At 60.4% G+C, this 16,381-nt stretch carries 15 protein-coding genes; 9 read left to right on the forward strand and 6 right to left on the reverse strand.

The features are described from left to right. Positions 1-37: 37 nt before the first annotated feature. Positions 38-1,981: a DNA topoisomerase III gene (locus CCX46_RS11715; RefSeq protein ID WP_127926775.1), complete on the reverse strand. Its 1,944-nt coding sequence runs from the start codon at positions 1,979-1,981 to the stop codon at positions 38-40. A gap of 277 nt (positions 1,982-2,258) precedes the next feature. On the opposite strand from CCX46_RS11715, the gene CCX46_RS11720 reads away from it, so the two are divergent. Together CCX46_RS11720 and CCX46_RS11725 are read left to right on the forward strand one after the other, a co-directional pair. Then, positions 2,259-3,665, forward strand: a complete 1,407-nt coding sequence (locus tag CCX46_RS11720; RefSeq protein WP_127926776.1) for a serralysin family metalloprotease — start codon at positions 2,259-2,261, stop codon at positions 3,663-3,665. Positions 3,666-3,970: 305 nt separating this feature from the next. Continuing rightward, positions 3,971-4,339, forward strand: a complete 369-nt coding sequence (locus CCX46_RS11725) for a DUF427 domain-containing protein (RefSeq protein WP_127926777.1) — start codon at positions 3,971-3,973, stop codon at positions 4,337-4,339. Between the two features lie 54 nt (positions 4,340-4,393). Here the strand turns inward: CCX46_RS11725 and CCX46_RS11730 are convergent, their stop codons facing one another. Next, the gene (locus CCX46_RS11730) at positions 4,394-6,016 is read right to left on the reverse strand and encodes an MFS transporter (RefSeq protein ID WP_127926778.1); all 1,623 of its coding nucleotides are present in this window, start codon (positions 6,014-6,016) and stop codon (positions 4,394-4,396) included. Between the two features lie 134 nt (positions 6,017-6,150). After that, positions 6,151-7,812 carry a GMC family oxidoreductase gene (locus CCX46_RS11740; RefSeq protein WP_127926779.1) on the reverse strand — a complete coding sequence of 554 codons (1,662 nt, stop codon included), beginning with the start codon at positions 7,810-7,812 and terminating at the stop codon, positions 6,151-6,153. Between the two features lie 133 nt (positions 7,813-7,945). Here CCX46_RS11740 and CCX46_RS11745 point away from each other — a divergent pair, with 133 nt between their 5' ends. From CCX46_RS11745 to CCX46_RS11775, 7 genes are all read left to right on the forward strand, one after another. Beyond that, positions 7,946-8,851 (forward strand): LysR family transcriptional regulator, encoded by a 906-nt coding sequence (locus CCX46_RS11745; protein ID WP_110720479.1) that lies wholly within the window; start codon positions 7,946-7,948, stop codon positions 8,849-8,851. 74 nt (positions 8,852-8,925) lie between these two features. Beyond that, positions 8,926-9,396, forward strand: a complete 471-nt coding sequence (locus tag CCX46_RS11750; RefSeq protein WP_127926780.1) for a GNAT family N-acetyltransferase — start codon at positions 8,926-8,928, stop codon at positions 9,394-9,396. Positions 9,397-9,449: 53 nt separating this feature from the next. Further along, entirely contained in the window at positions 9,450-9,797 is a 348-nt protein-coding gene (locus CCX46_RS11755; RefSeq protein ID WP_127926781.1) for a metalloregulator ArsR/SmtB family transcription factor, read from the forward strand. A 23-nt stretch (positions 9,798-9,820) separates the two neighbouring features. Further along, entirely contained in the window at positions 9,821-11,104 is a 1,284-nt protein-coding gene (locus CCX46_RS11760; RefSeq protein ID WP_127926782.1) for an arsenic transporter, read from the forward strand. Positions 11,105-11,132: 28 nt separating this feature from the next. Next, positions 11,133-11,603 (forward strand): arsenate reductase ArsC, encoded by a 471-nt coding sequence (locus tag CCX46_RS11765; protein WP_007910659.1) that lies wholly within the window; start codon positions 11,133-11,135, stop codon positions 11,601-11,603. Positions 11,604-11,612: 9 nt separating this feature from the next. Beyond that, positions 11,613-12,308, forward strand: a complete 696-nt coding sequence (gene arsH / locus CCX46_RS11770; protein WP_127926783.1) for an arsenical resistance protein ArsH — start codon at positions 11,613-11,615, stop codon at positions 12,306-12,308. 155 nt (positions 12,309-12,463) lie between these two features. Then, positions 12,464-13,537: an NAD(P)-dependent alcohol dehydrogenase gene (locus CCX46_RS11775; RefSeq protein WP_127926784.1), complete on the forward strand. Its 1,074-nt coding sequence runs from the start codon at positions 12,464-12,466 to the stop codon at positions 13,535-13,537. A gap of 49 nt (positions 13,538-13,586) precedes the next feature. Here the strand turns inward: CCX46_RS11775 and CCX46_RS11780 are convergent, their stop codons facing one another. The 3 genes from CCX46_RS11780 to CCX46_RS11790 all read right to left on the reverse strand — a co-directional run bounded on the left by CCX46_RS11780 (position 13,587) and on the right by CCX46_RS11790 (position 16,380). Continuing rightward, positions 13,587-14,150: a GNAT family N-acetyltransferase gene (locus tag CCX46_RS11780; RefSeq protein WP_127926785.1), complete on the reverse strand. Its 564-nt coding sequence runs from the start codon at positions 14,148-14,150 to the stop codon at positions 13,587-13,589. A gap of 155 nt (positions 14,151-14,305) precedes the next feature. Then, positions 14,306-15,721 carry an ATP-binding protein gene (locus CCX46_RS11785; RefSeq protein WP_127926786.1) on the reverse strand — a complete coding sequence of 472 codons (1,416 nt, stop codon included), beginning with the start codon at positions 15,719-15,721 and terminating at the stop codon, positions 14,306-14,308. Then, positions 15,718-16,380 carry a response regulator gene (locus CCX46_RS11790; protein WP_007910671.1) on the reverse strand — a complete coding sequence of 221 codons (663 nt, stop codon included), beginning with the start codon at positions 16,378-16,380 and terminating at the stop codon, positions 15,718-15,720. Before CCX46_RS11790 ends, CCX46_RS11785 begins: the two co-directional genes overlap by 4 nt. Between the last annotated feature and the right edge of the window lies 1 nt (position 16,381).

Below are 16,381 nucleotides of genomic sequence, written 5' to 3' on the forward strand. Positions count from 1 at the left end.
CTGAAAGTGATGAGCCTTGCAGAAACAGTAGCGCGTTTTATTTGCCCGTCGGTTTCGCCGTGCGTTTGGTGGTGCCTGCGGTTTTGCTGCGCGTCGATTTACGTTTCTTCTTCCACGGTGCTGCGGCTTTGCCGGCGGGTGGCGGGCCGCTGATGGTCAGGCTGAGGCTGGAGCAGCGCGTAACCTGTTTGCTCATCCATGCCGCTTGCTTGGTGACGAACTCTTCAAGACTCATTTCGCCGCTTTGCACCATGTCCAACGCCTGCTCCCAGATCGCCGTGGTACCGGGGTCGGCAATCGCGCGTGGCACTGCGTCGATCAGGCTGAACGCCGCCGGCGTAGCAGCGAGGGCCTTGCCGTTTTTCACCAGATAGCCACGGTCAATCAAACCCTGAATGATCGACGCGCGGGTGGCTTCGGTGCCGATACCGGTGGTGTCCTTGAGTTTCTGTTTGAGCAGCGGATCCTCGACCAGTTTGGCGACGTTTTTCATCGCCTTGATCAGATCGCCCTCGGTGTAGGGTTTGGGCGGTTGCGTCCACAAATCCTTGAGCTTCACAGCGGCGATGGCGCATTCGACGCCTTGGCTAAGGGCCGGCAAGGTTTGCGGTGCGGGTGCTTCGCGGCCCTTCGCCGCTGCCAGCGCTTCGGGCAGAGCACGCTTCCAGCCCGCTTCGATGATTTGCTTGCCGACCGCGCGCAATGCTTCACCGGCGCAATCGAAGTCGGCCTGGGTGCGATCGTATTCGTGATTGGGCAAGAACTGCGCCAGATAGCGTGCGCGGATCAGCGTGTACACCGCGCGATGCTTGCCGCTCAGGCGTTCAAGATTCTTCGCAGCAGCGGTGGGGATAATGCCGTGGTGAGCGCTGACCTTGGCGTCATTCCAGGCTCTGGATTTTCGTTGCGGCTCCAGAAACCCGTTGAGCGCTTCAAGGCCTGGATCTGCCTGACGCAATGCCGCAAGAATCCCCGCTGCCTCACTATGCTGGCTTAGCGGCAAGTAGCCGCAATCACTGCGCGGGTAAGTGATGACTTTGTAGGTTTCGTAGAGTGCCTGGGCAATGTCGAGGGTTTCCTGCGCGCCGAGGCCGAGCTTCTTCGAGCAGACTTCCTGCAAGGTGCCGAGATCGAAGGGCAGGGGCGCCACTTCGCGCATGCGCTCGGTTTTCAGCTTGACCACCCGGGCACTGGCAGCACTGTTGATGACGGCGGCCGCTTGCTGGGCCAGCGCCTGATTCAGGCAGCGCTCCTGATCATCACAAACATCCGACGGCGCTCGCCACTGCGCGGTAAACGGAATGCCGTTGTGCAGCAGATCGACATCGATCGCCCAGAATGGCACCGGCACGAAATCGGCGATGCTGCGGTCGCGATCAACCACCAGCCGTAAGGTCGGTGTCTGCACGCGGCCTACCGGCAACACCCCTTGATAACCCGATTGTCGCCCGAGCAGCGTGAACAGCCGGCTCATGTTCATGCCGATCAGCCAGTCCGCCCGCGAGCGGCCCAGCGCCGAGTGATACAGGCTGAAGGTCTCGGCCCCCGGTTTCAGCGCGGCCAGGGCTTTGCGGATCGAAGCTTCGTCCAGCGCCGACAGCCACAACCGGCGGATCGGCCCGCGATAACGACAATGCTCGACCAGTTCCCGGGCGATCATCTCGCCCTCACGGTCGGCGTCGGTGGCGATGATCAGTTCGCTGGCCTCGCCGAGCAGACGCTTGACCGCTTTGTATTGGCTGGCGGTACGTGGCTTGACGGTCATTTTCCATTTGTCGGGAATGATCGGCAGATCGGCCAGCACCCAGCGCTTGTAGCGCGCGTCATAGGCATCCGGCGGCGCGGTTTCGAGCAGGTGGCCGATGCACCAGGTCACCGTGACATCCGTTCCCAGCCAGCAGCCGTCGCCCCGACGCTTGGCGCCGAGCACGGCCGCAATGTCTTTGGCCTGGGAGGGTTTTTCACAGAGGTACAGCCGCATAACCACCATCGTCGATCAAGGTCGGAACAGGTGCACAGAATGGCCGGACTTGGCCTCAGGGGCAACTTTTATCTGTATGGATATACAGATAAAAAGCATTGCAGAAGGTGACGGGTAATACAGGGACGTAGGCCCGGCTATCGAGAAATTGATTAGCGCCCGGTTTGCGCCTGTGTCAGGTTTTTCGCCGATTCAAACACGCGAGTGACAGGACGATCTCGCCAGAAGATCGCCGTGGTCTGTCGACACTGACTACTCAGAAACAAGGAAGTCCATCATGGCTCAAGCCAAATCCAAAACCTCCAGCGCCTTCGACGAAATCGATACATTCAGCCACCTGTATGACCGTGGTGTCGGGCTGGTCAATGGCAAACCCTCATTCACTGCCGACCAGGCCGCTGATGAAATCCTGCGTAAAGGCCTGTCTTGGGGCGACAAGAACGCTGACGGCAAGATCGACCTCAGTTACACCTTCCTGACCGAGAAACCGGCGAACTACAACGTCAAACTGGGCAACTTCAGCGAGTTCAGTGCCCAGCAAAAAGCCCAGGCCGTGCTGGCCATGCAATCCTGGGCTGATGTCGCCAACGTCACCTTCACTGAAGGCAAGGGCGGCGATGGCCACATGACCTTCGGTAACTACGATGTCAGCACCGGTGGCGCAGCGTTCGCTTACCTGCCGAGCGGCGGCAGCTACGACGGCCAGTCGTGGTACTTGATCAACGATCAGTATCAGGTCAACAAAACCCCGGACACCAACAACTACGGGCGCCAGACCCTGACCCACGAGATTGGCCATACCTTGGGCCTGTCACACCCGGGCGCGTACAACGCCGGTAATGGCAACCCGACCTATAACGACGCCAAGTACGCTGAAGATACCCGCGGCTACAGCCTGATGAGCTACTGGAGCGAAACCAATACCGACCAGAACTTCAGCAAGGACGGCAGCGGCGCGTACGCTTCGGCGCCATTGCTGGACGATATCGTCGCGGTGCAGAAACTGTATGGTGCCAACTACGCGACCCGCGCCGACGACACCACCTACGGTTTCAATTCCAACGCCGAGCGCGATTTCTACAGCGCCACTTCGGCGTCCTCCAAAGTGGTTTTCTCGGTGTGGGATGGCGGCGGTAATGACACGCTGGATTTCTCCGGTTTCAGCCAGAACCAGAAGATCAACCTCAATGAAGGCTCGTTCTCCGATGTTGGCGGCCTGGTCGGTAACGTTTCCATTGCTCACGGCGTGACAGTGGAAAATGCCCTCGGCGGTTCAGGCAATGACCTGCTGATCGGCAACGCCGTTGCCAACGAACTGGTTGGCGGTGCCGGTAATGACATCCTTTATGGTGGTGGCGGTGGCGACACCTTGTGGGGCGGTGCAGGTGCAGACACCTTCGTATTCGGTGCTGCCAGTGATTCGACCATGACGGCGCCGGACTGGATCATGGATTTCACCAGCGGCCTGGACAAGATCGACTTATCGGGGATCGCCGGTTTTGCCGCGGGCGCGGCGTCGCTGAACTTTGTCAGCGGATTTACCGGGCATGCGGGCGACGCGATCCTGACTTACTACGCGCAGACCAATCAGACCAGCCTGATGGTGGACCTGACGGGGCAGGGTTCGGTGGACTTTGCCGTGGGTGTGGTGGGGCAAGCGGTGGCGACTGATATCGTTGCGTGATGCCTGAAGAGCGGCCTTCACCCTAACCCTCCCGAAACGTCGGACCGCCCAGAGGTAGAGGGGACCGATTGGGGGATATTGGCGAAATTCACCGACTTGAACGATTGGCTTTGAATCCATAATCGACGAGATTTTTCAGGTCGATGGATTTCGCCAGACAACTCGGTCAGTCCCCTCTCCCTCCGGGAGAGGGCTAGGGTGAGGGGCTTTTGACGTTGATGGGCCGTTCAGCTGTAAACCCAACCCAACCCGCACCAATGGGCTATACCTGAACCGGTCTCTTCGCCGTATTCAGGAGAACCCCCATGAAAACCTCCGGCCCCAGTCCCGTCATCACCCTCGAACAACTTCCCGGCTGCCTGATAGTGAAATTCCACGGCATCCAGGTCGCCGCGTCTTCCCACGTCATGATCCTCAACGAAGCCAACTATCCGCCGGTCTATTACATCCCCCGCGAAGACATCGACGAAAAGTACTTCGCCCGCACCGATCACACCAGTTACTGCCCGTACAAGGGCGATGCCAATTACTTCAGCCTGCAAGTGCCGGGGCATGAGGGCGCAAACGCGGTGTGGACTTATGAGAAACCGAAAATCTCGGTCGGGCCGATCAAGGACTACGTGGCGTTTTATCCGGAGCAGGTGAAGTTCGAAGTGATCAAGGCTGATGCCTGAGCAAAAAAACGGCGAGGGTAAAAGCCCTCGCCGATTGATGTGTCGGGTTGAGTTTCAGTTCTTGTCGAGATCGATATTCTTCGTCTCACGCAAACAGATCATCCCCACCACCAGGCTCACCCCGGTAATCAGCACCGGATACCACAGCCCGTAAAAGATGTCCCCCGTATAAACAACCAGCGCAAATGACACCGTCGGCAAGAACCCGCCAAACCAGCCGTTACCAATGTGGTACGGCAGCGACATCGAGGTGTAGCGAATGCGCGTCGGGAACAGTTCGACCATCAGCGCTGCCAGCGGGCCGTAGCACATCGCCGAGATGATGATCAGCGCCACGATCAGGGCAACGATCATCGGTTTGTTGATTTGCTGCAGATCAGCCTGTTGCGGGTAGCCGGCCAAGGTGATCGCGCCGCGCAGTGAAGCCTCATCGAAGCCGTCGAGTTTGACGTCGCCGACGCTCACCTGCACGGCGCTGCCAGCAGGCGCAGCGGCGCTGGAGTAGGGCAGGCCTTGCTTGACCAGGAAGGTTTTGACCTTGTCGCACGGGCTGTCGAATTTGGCTTTGCCGACCGGGTCGAACTGGAAGGTGCAAGTCGCCGGATCCGCCAGCACGGTGATCGGTGCCTGACGGCTGGCCTGATCGATCGCCGGGTTGGCGTAGTGCGCGAGGGACTTGAAGATCGGGAAGTACAGCGCCGTGGCCAGTAGCAAGCCGAGCATCAACACCGGTTTACGGCCGACCTTGTCCGACAGCCAGCCGAAAAAGATGAAGAACGGTGCGCCGATGACCACGCTGATGATCAACAAAGTGTTGGCCACCGCCGGGTCCATTTTCAGGAACTGGGTGAGGAAGAACAGCACGTAGAACTGCGCCGCGTAGAAGGTCACCGCTTGGCCGGCGTTGATGCTGAACAGGGCGATCAACACGACCTTGAGGTTTTCCCATTTGCCGAAGGATTCGCGGATCGGCGCTTTCGAGGTTTTGCCTTCCTCTTTCATTTTCAGGTACGCCGGCGACTCGTGCAGGCTCAGGCGAATCCAGGTGGAAATGCCCAGCAGCACAATCGACAGCAGGAACGGAATACGCCAGCCCCACACTTCAAACTGATCGCCGGTGAAGTAGCGGCAACCGAGCACCACCAGCAGTGACAGCAACAGGCCGAGGGTCGCGGTGGACTGAATCCAGCTGGTGTGGAAACCGCGCTTGCCAATCGGCGCGTGCTCCGCCACGTAGGTAGCTGCGCCGCCGTATTCACCGCCGAGCGCCAGTCCCTGCAGCATGCGCAGCACCACAAGAATGATCGGCGCGGCGATGCCGATGCTGGCGTAGGTCGGCAGCAGGCCGACGCAGAACGTCGCCACGCCCATCAAAATGATCGTTGCCAGAAAGGTGTATTTGCGCCCGATCATGTCCCCCAACCGACCGAACACCAGCGCCCCGAACGGCCGCACGATAAACCCTGCAGCGAAAGCCATCAGCGCAAAGATAAACGCCGTGGTGTCGTTTACTCCGGCGAAAAACTGCTTGCTGATCACCGCCGCAAGGGCGCCGTAGAGGAAGAAGTCATACCACTCGAACACCGTCCCCAGTGATGAAGCGAAGATGACTTTGCGTGTATCCGGGCTGGTCTCGACGCTGCGCACGGCGTCCAGCGGCTGAACGTGTTCTGACATATCGGTATCCCTCACAGTGATTGTTTTTGTTGTTCCACTGGTGTTGCGTGTCCGGGTGATGCGCGATGCTTTGAAGCTGTTGATGACTCCTGTGGGAGCGAGCCTGCTCGCGAAGGCGTCGTGTCAGTCAACGTTTATGTTGAATGTGCTACCGCATTCGCGAGCAGGCTCGCTCCCACATTTGGACTGTGTACAGGTCCAGCCAGGATGAGTTGTGCCGCTTTCTCGGCAATCATCAGCGTAGGCGAACAGGTGTTGCCCGAGGTGATCCGCGGCATGATCGACGCATCGGCAATGCGCAACCCGGGCACACCGTGGACGCGCAGTTGCGCGTCGACCACCGCATCGCCGTCATTGCCCATGCGACAGGTACCGACCGGATGGAAAATCGTCGTGCCGATTTTCGCTGCTGCTTGCTGCAACTCTGCTTCGCTTTGCAGGCTGGCGCCGGGCAGGTATTCCACCGGTTTGAACGCTTGCAGGGCAGGGGCGCTGACGATGCGGCGGGTCAGGCGAATCGCATCTGCCGCCACGCGCAGATCTTCAGGATGACTAAGGTAGTTGGGTTGAATCAACGGCGCTTCCTGTGGATTCGCCGAACGAATGTCGATGCGTCCACGACTCTGCGGACGCAGATCACACACCGATGCGGTAAACGCCGGAAAGCTATGCAACGGCTCGCCAAAACGCTCCAGGGACAGTGGCTGCACGTGATATTCAAGATTCGCCGAGGTCTGCTCCGGCCCCGAGCGCGCAAACGCGCCCAACTGACTCGGCGCCATCGACAGCGGCCCGCTGCGGTCATACAAGTAACGCAGGCCCATGCCCATCTTGCCCCACACGCTGCCGGCGATCTGGTTCAGTGTGCGCGCATTTTCCAGTTTGTAGATCAGGCGCAGTTGCAGGTGATCCTGCAGGTTGCCGCCGACGCCTGGCAGCTCATGAATCACGCCGATACCGAGGCGTTCGAGCAGTGGGCGCGGGCCAATCCCGGAGCGCTGCAAAATGCTTGGTGATCCGACCGCGCCGGCACACAGGACGATCTCCTTGCGCGCCTTGAACTGCTTGGTCTGACCTTCATGACGGGCACTGACTTTTGTTGCGCGACCGTCCTCAAGCAACACCCGATCCACCTCAACCCCGGTCAGCACTGTCAGATTGGCTCGGTCACGCACCGGTTTCAAAAACGCCTTCGCCGCGTTCCAGCGCACGCCGGATTTCTGATTGACCTGGAAGTAGCCGCAACCCTCGTTGTCGCCCTGATTGAAGTCATCGATGCTGGCGATGCCGCTTTGCTCAGCCGCACTGCGAAAGGCGTCCAGAATCGGCCACGACAGACGCTGCTGCTCGACCCGCCATTCACCCTTGGCGCCGTGGAATTCAGCAGCACCGGCAAAGTGGTTTTCGCTCTGTTTGAACAGCGGCAGCACATCGTTCCAGGCCCAGCCCGGATTGCCCTCGGCTGCCCAGCCGTCATAGTCATTGGCCTGGCCGCGCATGTAGATCATGCCGTTGATGGACGAACAGCCACCGAGCACTTTGCCGCGCGGATAGCTCAGCGCGCGGCCATTGAGGCCCGGTTGTTCTTCGGTCTTGAAGCACCAGTCGGTGCGCGGGTTACCGATGCAGAACAGGTAACCGACAGGAATGTGAATCCACGCATAGTTGTCGCGCCCACCGGCTTCGAGCAACAGCACGCTCTGCTGCGCATCTGCCGACAGCCGATTGGCCAGCAAGCACCCGGCAGGGCCGGCGCCGACCACGATGTAGTCGTATTCATCGAGGGAAGTCTGCATTCCCTGACCTCGCTTTTTGTTTTTATTGTCGGACACTCTAGTTGTTAGCTTTCGTTAAAAGAATGTTAGTTTTTGCGCAGCCGCTGTGCGTTTTCAAACAGCCTGCATAGACCATAGCCGACAAGGACACGCCATGTTCGACTGGAACGACCTGCGGTTTTTTCTCGAACTGCAACGCAGCGGCCGCCTGCTCACCGCCGCCCGCCGCCTCAACACCACCCACGCCACCGTCGCCCGCCATATCGAAGCCATCGAAAAAAGCCTCGGCACCGCGTTGTTCGTCCAGCATGCGCAAGGCTACGAAATGACCCCGGCGGGGGAAGCGTTGCTTAAACATGCTGAGGCGATGGAAAACGTTGCCTTGCTGGCGCAGGAAGAGATCACCCAATCCACCGCGCCACTGGGCAAGATTCGTGTCGGCGTCACCGAAGGGCTGGGCATCAAGTTTCTCGCCAGCCGCATGATCGGCTTGTTCGAGCGCTATCCGGGATTGGAAGTGGAACTGGTCGCGGTGCCGCGCTTTGTCAGCATCCTTAACCGTGAAGCGGAAATCAGCATTCATCTGGAGCGCCCGGCGGCGGACATGCTGGTGACGCGCAAACTCACCGACTATCGACTCGCGTTGTACGCCAGCCAACGCTATCTCGATAAGGCGCCGCCACTGCAAAGCCGCGAAGACCTCGGGCGGCATGCGTGGATCGGTTATGTCGATGATTTGCTGTTCAGCCAGGAATTGATGTTTCTCAACAGCTTCTGCCGCAGCCCGCGCGTGGTGTTTCACAGCACCAGCGTCATCGCTCAGCAGGAAGCAGCGCGGTCGGGATTGGGCATTGCGGTGTTGCCTTGCTACATGGCCGAGTCGGATCCCGATCTGGTGCCGTTGCTGCCGGATGAAAGCATCGAGCGCAGCTACTGGATCAGCACGCGGCGCGAGTTGCACAAATCGGTGCGGCTGCGGGTGGTCTGGGATTATGTGGTGGGGTTATGTGAAGCGGAGCAGGGGTTGTTGCTGGGCAGATCGCAGGCCGGCATCCGTTAATCCTTTTGGCTGTGCTGCTGTTGGCGCCGCTTTTGCTTGAACTGCGCCAAAGCCTTTGGCAATGGAGAGCAGCAATGAGGGAATGGCTTAGCGTTCGCGACATCAATGCGGACACCTTGAAGGCCATCAGTGACGGCGTCTTACGGCATGGCCGAGCCTTGTCTGAGGCGCGCGGCGGGCAAGCTGAAGCCATCGCCTGTGCGCTGATGGAGGAGGGAACACTGATCGGCGGCGCTACCGGCAGAACCGAATTCCGGCGCCTGTTTGTCAATTACCTGTGGATCGACGCGCATTGGCGCGGAACCGGGCTGGGTGCTCAGGCGTTGCACAAGCTTGAGGCGTTAGCGGTTGAAAGGGCGTGCGTGGATGCGTTGATCGAAACGCTGGATGACGACGTCGCCCGTTGGTACACCCGCTGCGGCTACCGATTGATCGCGCACGTGCCTGAATACTGCGGCCCGTGGAGTCGTCATACGCTGTTGAAAACGCTGGTGACGACAGGTGCTCCCACAGGGTTCTTTGGTCGATGGCATTTGCCGGGTTGATTTATATATGGATATCCGTATATTCGAATTTCCATATGTGCAGAGCCCATTCCATGATCACTCCCACCGAAGTCTTCAAGAGCCTCGCTGACGAAACCCGCGTCCGCGCCATGCTGCTCATTTCCGATCAAGGTGAACTCTGCGTTTGCGAGCTGATGTGTGCGCTCGACGACAGCCAACCGAAAATCAGCCGCCACCTCGCGCAACTGCGCAGCAATGGCTTGCTGCTCGATCGCCGTCAGGGCCAGTGGGTCTATTACCGGCTCAATCCGGAGCTGCCGGCGTGGGTGCGCGAGATTCTGCAAGTGACGTCCAAAGCCAACGCCGATTGGTTCAAGGACAACGCCGCCCGTCTGCAGAACATGGACGGGCGTCCGGTGCGCGAAGCCGCCTGCTGCTGAATCCGGATTTAGAGAGTTCTGACATGTTGCTGGCTTTCGCTGTTTTCGTCTTCACCCTCGTACTCGTCATCTGGCAGCCCAAAGGATTAGGCGTCGGTTGGAGCGCCACGTTCGGTGCCCTGATCGCCCTGGCTGTCGGTGCCGTTTCGCTGCAGGACATTCCCACAGTGTGGGCCATCGTCTGGAACGCCACCGCCACGTTTATCGCGGTGATCATCATCAGCCTGCTGCTGGATGAAGCCGGCTTCTTTGAATGGGCGGCACTCCACGTTGCACGATGGGCAAAGGGCAGTGGTTATCGATTGTTCGCGTTCTGCGTGTTGCTCGGCGCGGCGGTGTCGGCGGTGTTCGCCAACGACGGTGCGGCGCTGATCCTTACGCCCATTGTCATGTCGATGTTGCTGGCGCTGCGCTTTTCACCGGCGGCGACGTTGGCATTCGTCATGGCCGCCGGGTTTATTGCCGACACGGCCAGCCTGCCGCTGGTGGTGTCCAATCTGGTCAACATCGTGTCCGCCGACTACTTCGGCTTGGGCTTTGCCGAATACGCATCGGTGATGGTGCCGGTGAGTCTGGTCAGTGTCGCGGCGACGCTGCTGGTGCTGTTTGTGTACTTCCGGCGCGATGTGCCACAGCGCTACCCGGTTGAGGCGCTTCAGGAACCCAAAGCAGCGATTCGCGACCACGCCACCTTTGTGGTCGGCGGCTGGACACTGCTGATATTGCTGGTCGGGCTGTTCGCTCTGGAACCGCTGGGGATTCCTGTCAGTGCCGTCGCGGCAGTGTGTGCGGTGATCCTTTTTGCGGTCGCTGCCAAGGGCCACAAGATCGCTACCCGACGGGTTTTGCGCGATGCGCCGTGGCAGATCGTGGTGTTCTCGCTGGGCATGTACCTGGTGGTGTATGGCCTGAAGAATGCCGGGTTGACTGACCTGCTGGCCGTCGTCCTCGACCGCTTGGCCGAGCAAGGTTTGTGGAGCGCCACCCTCGGCACTGGCCTGCTGTCCGCGCTGTTGTCATCGGTGATGAACAACATGCCCAGCGTGCTGATCGGTGCGCTGTCGATCCAGGCCAGCGACGCCCAAGGGCTCGTTCGCGAAGCGATGATCTACGCCAACATCATTGGCTGCGACCTCGGCCCGAAAATCACCCCCATCGGTAGCCTCGCCACGTTGCTCTGGCTGCATGTGCTGGAACGCAAAGGTCTGCGCATCACCTGGGGCTACTACTTCAAGGTCGGCATTCTGCTGACCCTTCCGGTTCTGTTGATCACTCTTTCGGCCCTGGCACTGCGCCTGAGCCTTTGATGTCCGCCAAAAGCGGTAGGAGCAATCCATGCGAGTTCTGTTCATGTGCACGGCCAACAGCTGCCGCAGCATCCTCTCTGAAGCCATGTTCAATCATCTGGCGCCAGCGGGATTCGAAGCGGTGAGTGCCGGCAGTTTTCCCAAAGGCCAGGTGTTGCCGCGCAGCCTGTCGACGCTGCAACAGGCCGGCATCGCCATTGATGGTTTGCACAGCAAAGGCAACGACGCTTTTGAAAGCAACCCGCCAGATATCGTCATCACCGTGTGCGACAAAGCCGCTGGCGAGACTTGCCCGGTATATTTCGGCCCGGCGCTGAAATCCCATTGGGGGCTGGAAGATCCCTCCGAAGTGAAGGGCGACGAAGCCACCGTCGACGCGGCTTTTCACGCCACCCTTATGCGCATCGGCCAACGCTGTCAGGCCTTCCTCGATCTGCCTTTCCACTCGCTCAGCCGCGACCAACTCAAGGCTGAGCTCGACCGCATCGGCGCGCTTTAAGGAGGATTTATGTCCGAACTGCCCAACCTCGATCTTAATCTGTTCGATAACGCCAAACCGTCGCAAGCGGGCGTGCACAAACCGCGGATCCTGCTGCTCTACGGCTCGACCCGCGAACGCTCGTTCAGCCGTTTGCTGGTAGAGGAGGCCGCTCGCCTGCTCGAACATTTCGGCGCCGAAACGCGCATCTTCAACCCGTCCGGTCTGCCACTGCCCGACGACGTTCCGGTCGACCATCCCAAGGTGCAGGAACTGCGCGAGCTGGTGCTGTGGTCGGAAGGCCAGGTCTGGTGCTCGCCGGAACGCCATGGCGCGATGTCCGCCGTGTTCAAGGCACAGATCGACTGGGTCCCGCTGGAACTAGGCGCGGTACGCCCGACCCAGGGTAAAACCTTGGCCGTGATGCAAGTCTGCGGCGGTTCGCAGTCGTTCAACGTGGTCAACCAGTTGCGCGTACTAGGCCGCTGGATGCGCATGTTCACCATCCCCAACCAATCCTCGGTGCCCAAAGCCTACATGGAGTTCGACGATAGCGGGCGGATGAAACCATCGCCGTTCTACGATCGTGTGGTGGATGTAATGGAAGAACTGGTGAAGTTCACCGTGCTGCTGCGCGATCAACAGGCGCATCTGGTCGACCGTTACTCCGAGCGCAAGGAAAGCGCCGAGCAATTGATGGCGCGGGTGAATCAGCGTTCTATTTGAGGCCGTCCCTCGGCGAGGGACAGCTGCGTTCACGTGCGGCAACGGCGGGCGCAATCCAGCATTGATTGATGGTGATCAACCTTGTGTCGGTCAGTTCGGCGCAGCCTTGGAAAGGTGCTGAACTCACTGCAAACACCTGCACAGGAGTCTTGATCATGGCCATGATGAAAGCGGCGAGATTCGTCGAAAAGAATCGCATCGTGCTGGATGACAAATCGATCCCCGAGGTTGGCCCGCTGGACGCGCTGGTGCGTATCACCACCACGACGATCTGCGGCACCGACGTGCATATCCTGCGTGGTGAGTATCCGGTGGCCAAAGGTTTGACCGTCGGTCACGAACCGGTCGGCGTGATCGAGAAACTTGGCTCACAGGTGCGCGGATTTTTCGAAGGCCAACGGGTGATTGCCGGCGCGATTACCCCCAGCGGCCAAAGCTATGCCTGCCTGTGTGGCTGCGGCTCCCAGGACGGGCCGGACACCCGCCACGGTTTTCGCGCCACCGGCGGCTGGAAATTCGGCAACATCATCGATGGCTGCCAGGCGGAGTACGTCTTGGTGCCCGATGCCTTGGCCAACCTGTGCCCGATCCCCGACGAGCTGAGTGACGAACAAGTGCTGATGTGCCCGGACATCATGTCCACCGGGTTCTCCGGTGCCGAACGCGGCGAAGTCAGTATCGGCGACAGCGTTGCGGTATTCGCGCTGGGGCCGATCGGTCTGTGCGCGGTGGCCGGGGCGCGGCTCAAGGGCGCGAGCGTGATCATTGGCGTCGACGCGGTGGCCGAGCGCATGAGCGTCGCGCGGCAGTTGGGCGCGACCCATGTGGTCAACTTCAAGGACGGCGACGTGGTCGAGCAAATCATGGCGTTGACCGAGGGGCGCGGCGTGGATGTGGCCATCGAAGCCTTGGGCACCCAAGGCACGTTCGAATCTGCCTTGCGGGTGTTACGCCCGGGCGGACGCTTGTCGAGTCTGGGTGTCTACGCGTCGGACCTACGCATTCCCTACGATGCCTTCGCGGCGGGACTGGGCGATTACAGCATCGTCAGCACCCTGTGCCCCGGCGGCAAGGAACGCATGCGCCGGTTGATGGCGGTGGTGCAAAGCGGTGGCGTCGATCTGTCGCCGCTGGTGACCCACCACTTCAAACTCGACGATATCGAAGCCGCCTATGAACTGTTCGCGCATCAGCGCGATGGGGTGATGAAGGTGGCAATCACGCCGTGATCGGCAACGCGCCCCGCAACGTTTAAAGGTACGGGGCGCAGGGATGGCGTTACAGACTCAGGCGATGAATGACCTGGTGGGCATCATCAGGATCGCTGTGGGTTTCAAAGCCCAGTGATCGGGCGAGGTCGCGCATGGCCGTGTTGCTGGCGGAATCCACCGAATACAGATGCTTGAAACCGTTGTGCCGGGCAGCCTTGATCAAATGTTCCATCAGCAACGTGGCCAGGCCCAGGTGCATCCATTCATCGGCGACCGTGACGGCGCATTCACAGTCCTGTTCGCCCGTGGCGGCGTAGCGGCTGATGCCGATCTCGATCAATTCGCCATTTTCGTGAACCAGTGCGATGAAGGCCGCGCGTTGTTTGTAATCGACGTCCATCAACTGATCGAGCAACGCGGTGCCCGGCTCACTGATCTGCGCGAGAAAACGCAGGTGCCGGGACTCGGGCGACAAGCGCTTGATGAACGCATATTCGCGTTGGCGATCCTTGGCGGCCAGGGCACGGACCAAGACGTGGCGGCCATCCCTGAGCGACTCGATCCAGTATTCACCTTGGTGCGCGGCATAGGCCGGCGCCGCGCGGTCATTGTGGTCTTTGACAGTGAGCATGAGATGAGCCTCCATCGGGGCTGAACGAGCAACGCGCAGGAGAGTGCGCTGAGTCTGTTCTACACCGATGTCAGCCCCGGAAGCTGATCTGGATCAGATTCCGACGCGCGGCCACTGTTTTAACGGGCAATGGCGCTCGTGGCCCCGCAACAGGCTCAACTCTGCGGCGGCTCGCGAGTGCTGCGTTGCGATGCGGGGAGCGGTTGCCCGTCAGGGATCGATAAGGTCGCGCGCAGGCCGCCCTCCGCGCGGTTGACTAAAGTGATCCGTCCGCCCAACTGCGTGGCGATGGTGTTGACGATGGTCAGTCCCAGCCCCGCACCGTTGGCATTGCCGCGACTGTAAAAGCGTTCGAACAAGCGCGCCCGGTCCGCTTCATCGATGCCCGGCCCCTGATCTTCGACGCTCAAGTGATAGAAACCCTCAGCCTGGCTGAGCAGCACGGTGATCACCCCGTGTTCGGGGGAGAAGTTCGCAGCGTTGGTGATCAGGTTGTTCAGGGCAATGTCGATCGTGCCGGGGCTGGCCATGATGTTGAACGGTTCAGCGCTGTCTTCAAAGGCCAGTTCCAGGTGTTTGCTCAGCAACCATGGCGTCAGTTGCACCAGGCTGTTGCGCACGGTTTCGCTGAGGTCGATGGGTTGCAACGGCGGGGGATTGGGTTTCGGCTCCAGGCGCGCCATGGTCAGCAACTGGTTGACCAAGCGACTGGTGCGGTCGACCCCGGCGATCAGAAACGCCAGCGATTCGCGCCGTTCCTGTTCGGTGCCGGCCTCCTGCAGGTTCTGCGCATGCACCCGCAGCACCGCCAGCGGCGTGCGCATTTCGTGGGCGGCATCGGCGATAAAGCGCCGTTCGCGGCCAAGCACTTCCTGAATCTGCGCGAGCATACGGTTGAGCGCTGCCTGCATCGGTTCCAGCTCACTGGGCAGCGGCGCCAGTTGCAACGGTTCCAGCGAACCGCTGTGACGGGCGCGCAGAGTTTCGGCCATGTTCGCCAAGGGCTTGAGGCCCCAGCCGATGGCCAGCCAGACCATCGCCGCGAGCAGCAAGCTGCCGACCACATTCGGCCAAAGGGTGTGGCGGACGATGCGGTCAACCAGATCGGCGCGCACATCGTCGCGCTCACCGACCCAGATGCGCAGGCCGTTCTGTTTGTCTTCAAGGAGAAAGGCGCGCCAGTGACGATTGTTCAGGTCCACTACATCGCTGAAGCCGGGCTGCGTCGGTGGTGCCTTGAAGGACGGTGCGCTGGCGGTGTGCACCAGCACATCACCGGCAGGATTCCACACCTGAAAAGCGATTTTGCGTTCGTAAGGATGACCTTCGCCGCGCGGCACCGCTTCGCCCAGCGCCGAGTTGAACGCCTGGTACAGTTCGGCGTGCTGTTTGCTGGCCAAGGGCATGCGCATCACGCCTTGCAGCAGGCGCGCGTTCTGCGCCAATTGTGCGTCGTAGACTTCGGCGATTTCGTGGTTGCTGTCGTGCAGGTTGAAGGTGCTGAGCACCGCGAGGCCGGCCAGCAACAGGCCGATGATCAAGGTCAGCGTGCGGCGGCGGATCGAGGTCATCGACGCTCCTCCACCAGATAACCGACACCACGGATGGTGCGGATCAGGTCGGTGGAAAACTTCTTGCGCAAGTGATGAATGTGCACTTCGAGGGTGTTGCTTTCGGCTTCTTCATTCCAGCCGTAGAGCAGTTGCATCAGTTGATCGCGGGTCATCACCCGGCCCGGTGGCGACAGCAGCTCGTGCAGCAACTGATATTCCTTGGGCGTCAGGGCCACAGGCTGGCCCTGATAGCTGACTTGCTGGGTGCCGGGGTTAAGGCTGATGCCGGCATGCTCGATCAACGCCTGGGCGCGCCCGGCACTGCGCCGCAACAGGGCGCGCAAGCGTGCCTTGAGTTCATCCAGGTCGAACGGTTTGATCAGGTAGTCGTCGGCTCCGGCGTCGAGCCCGGCGATGCGGTCTTCAGTAGCGTCGCGGGCAGTCAGAATCAGCACCGGCAGATTCGAACCGCTGTCGCGCAGGCGGCGCAGCACTTGCAGGCCGTCCATGCGTGGCAGACCGAGATCGAGCACGGCGACATCGAAGGTTTCACTGAGCAGCGCATGCAACGCGCTGCTGCCGTCCTTGAGCCAGTCGACGGTGTAACCCTCGCGGCCCAGCGCCTGATGAATGCCTTCACCCAGCGCCACGTCATCCTCAACCAGTAATAAACGCACG

Origin of the sequence: Pseudomonas sp. RU47 (genome assembly GCF_004011755.1) — a bacterium.
Lineage (GTDB): Bacteria > Pseudomonadota > Gammaproteobacteria > Pseudomonadales > Pseudomonadaceae > Aquipseudomonas.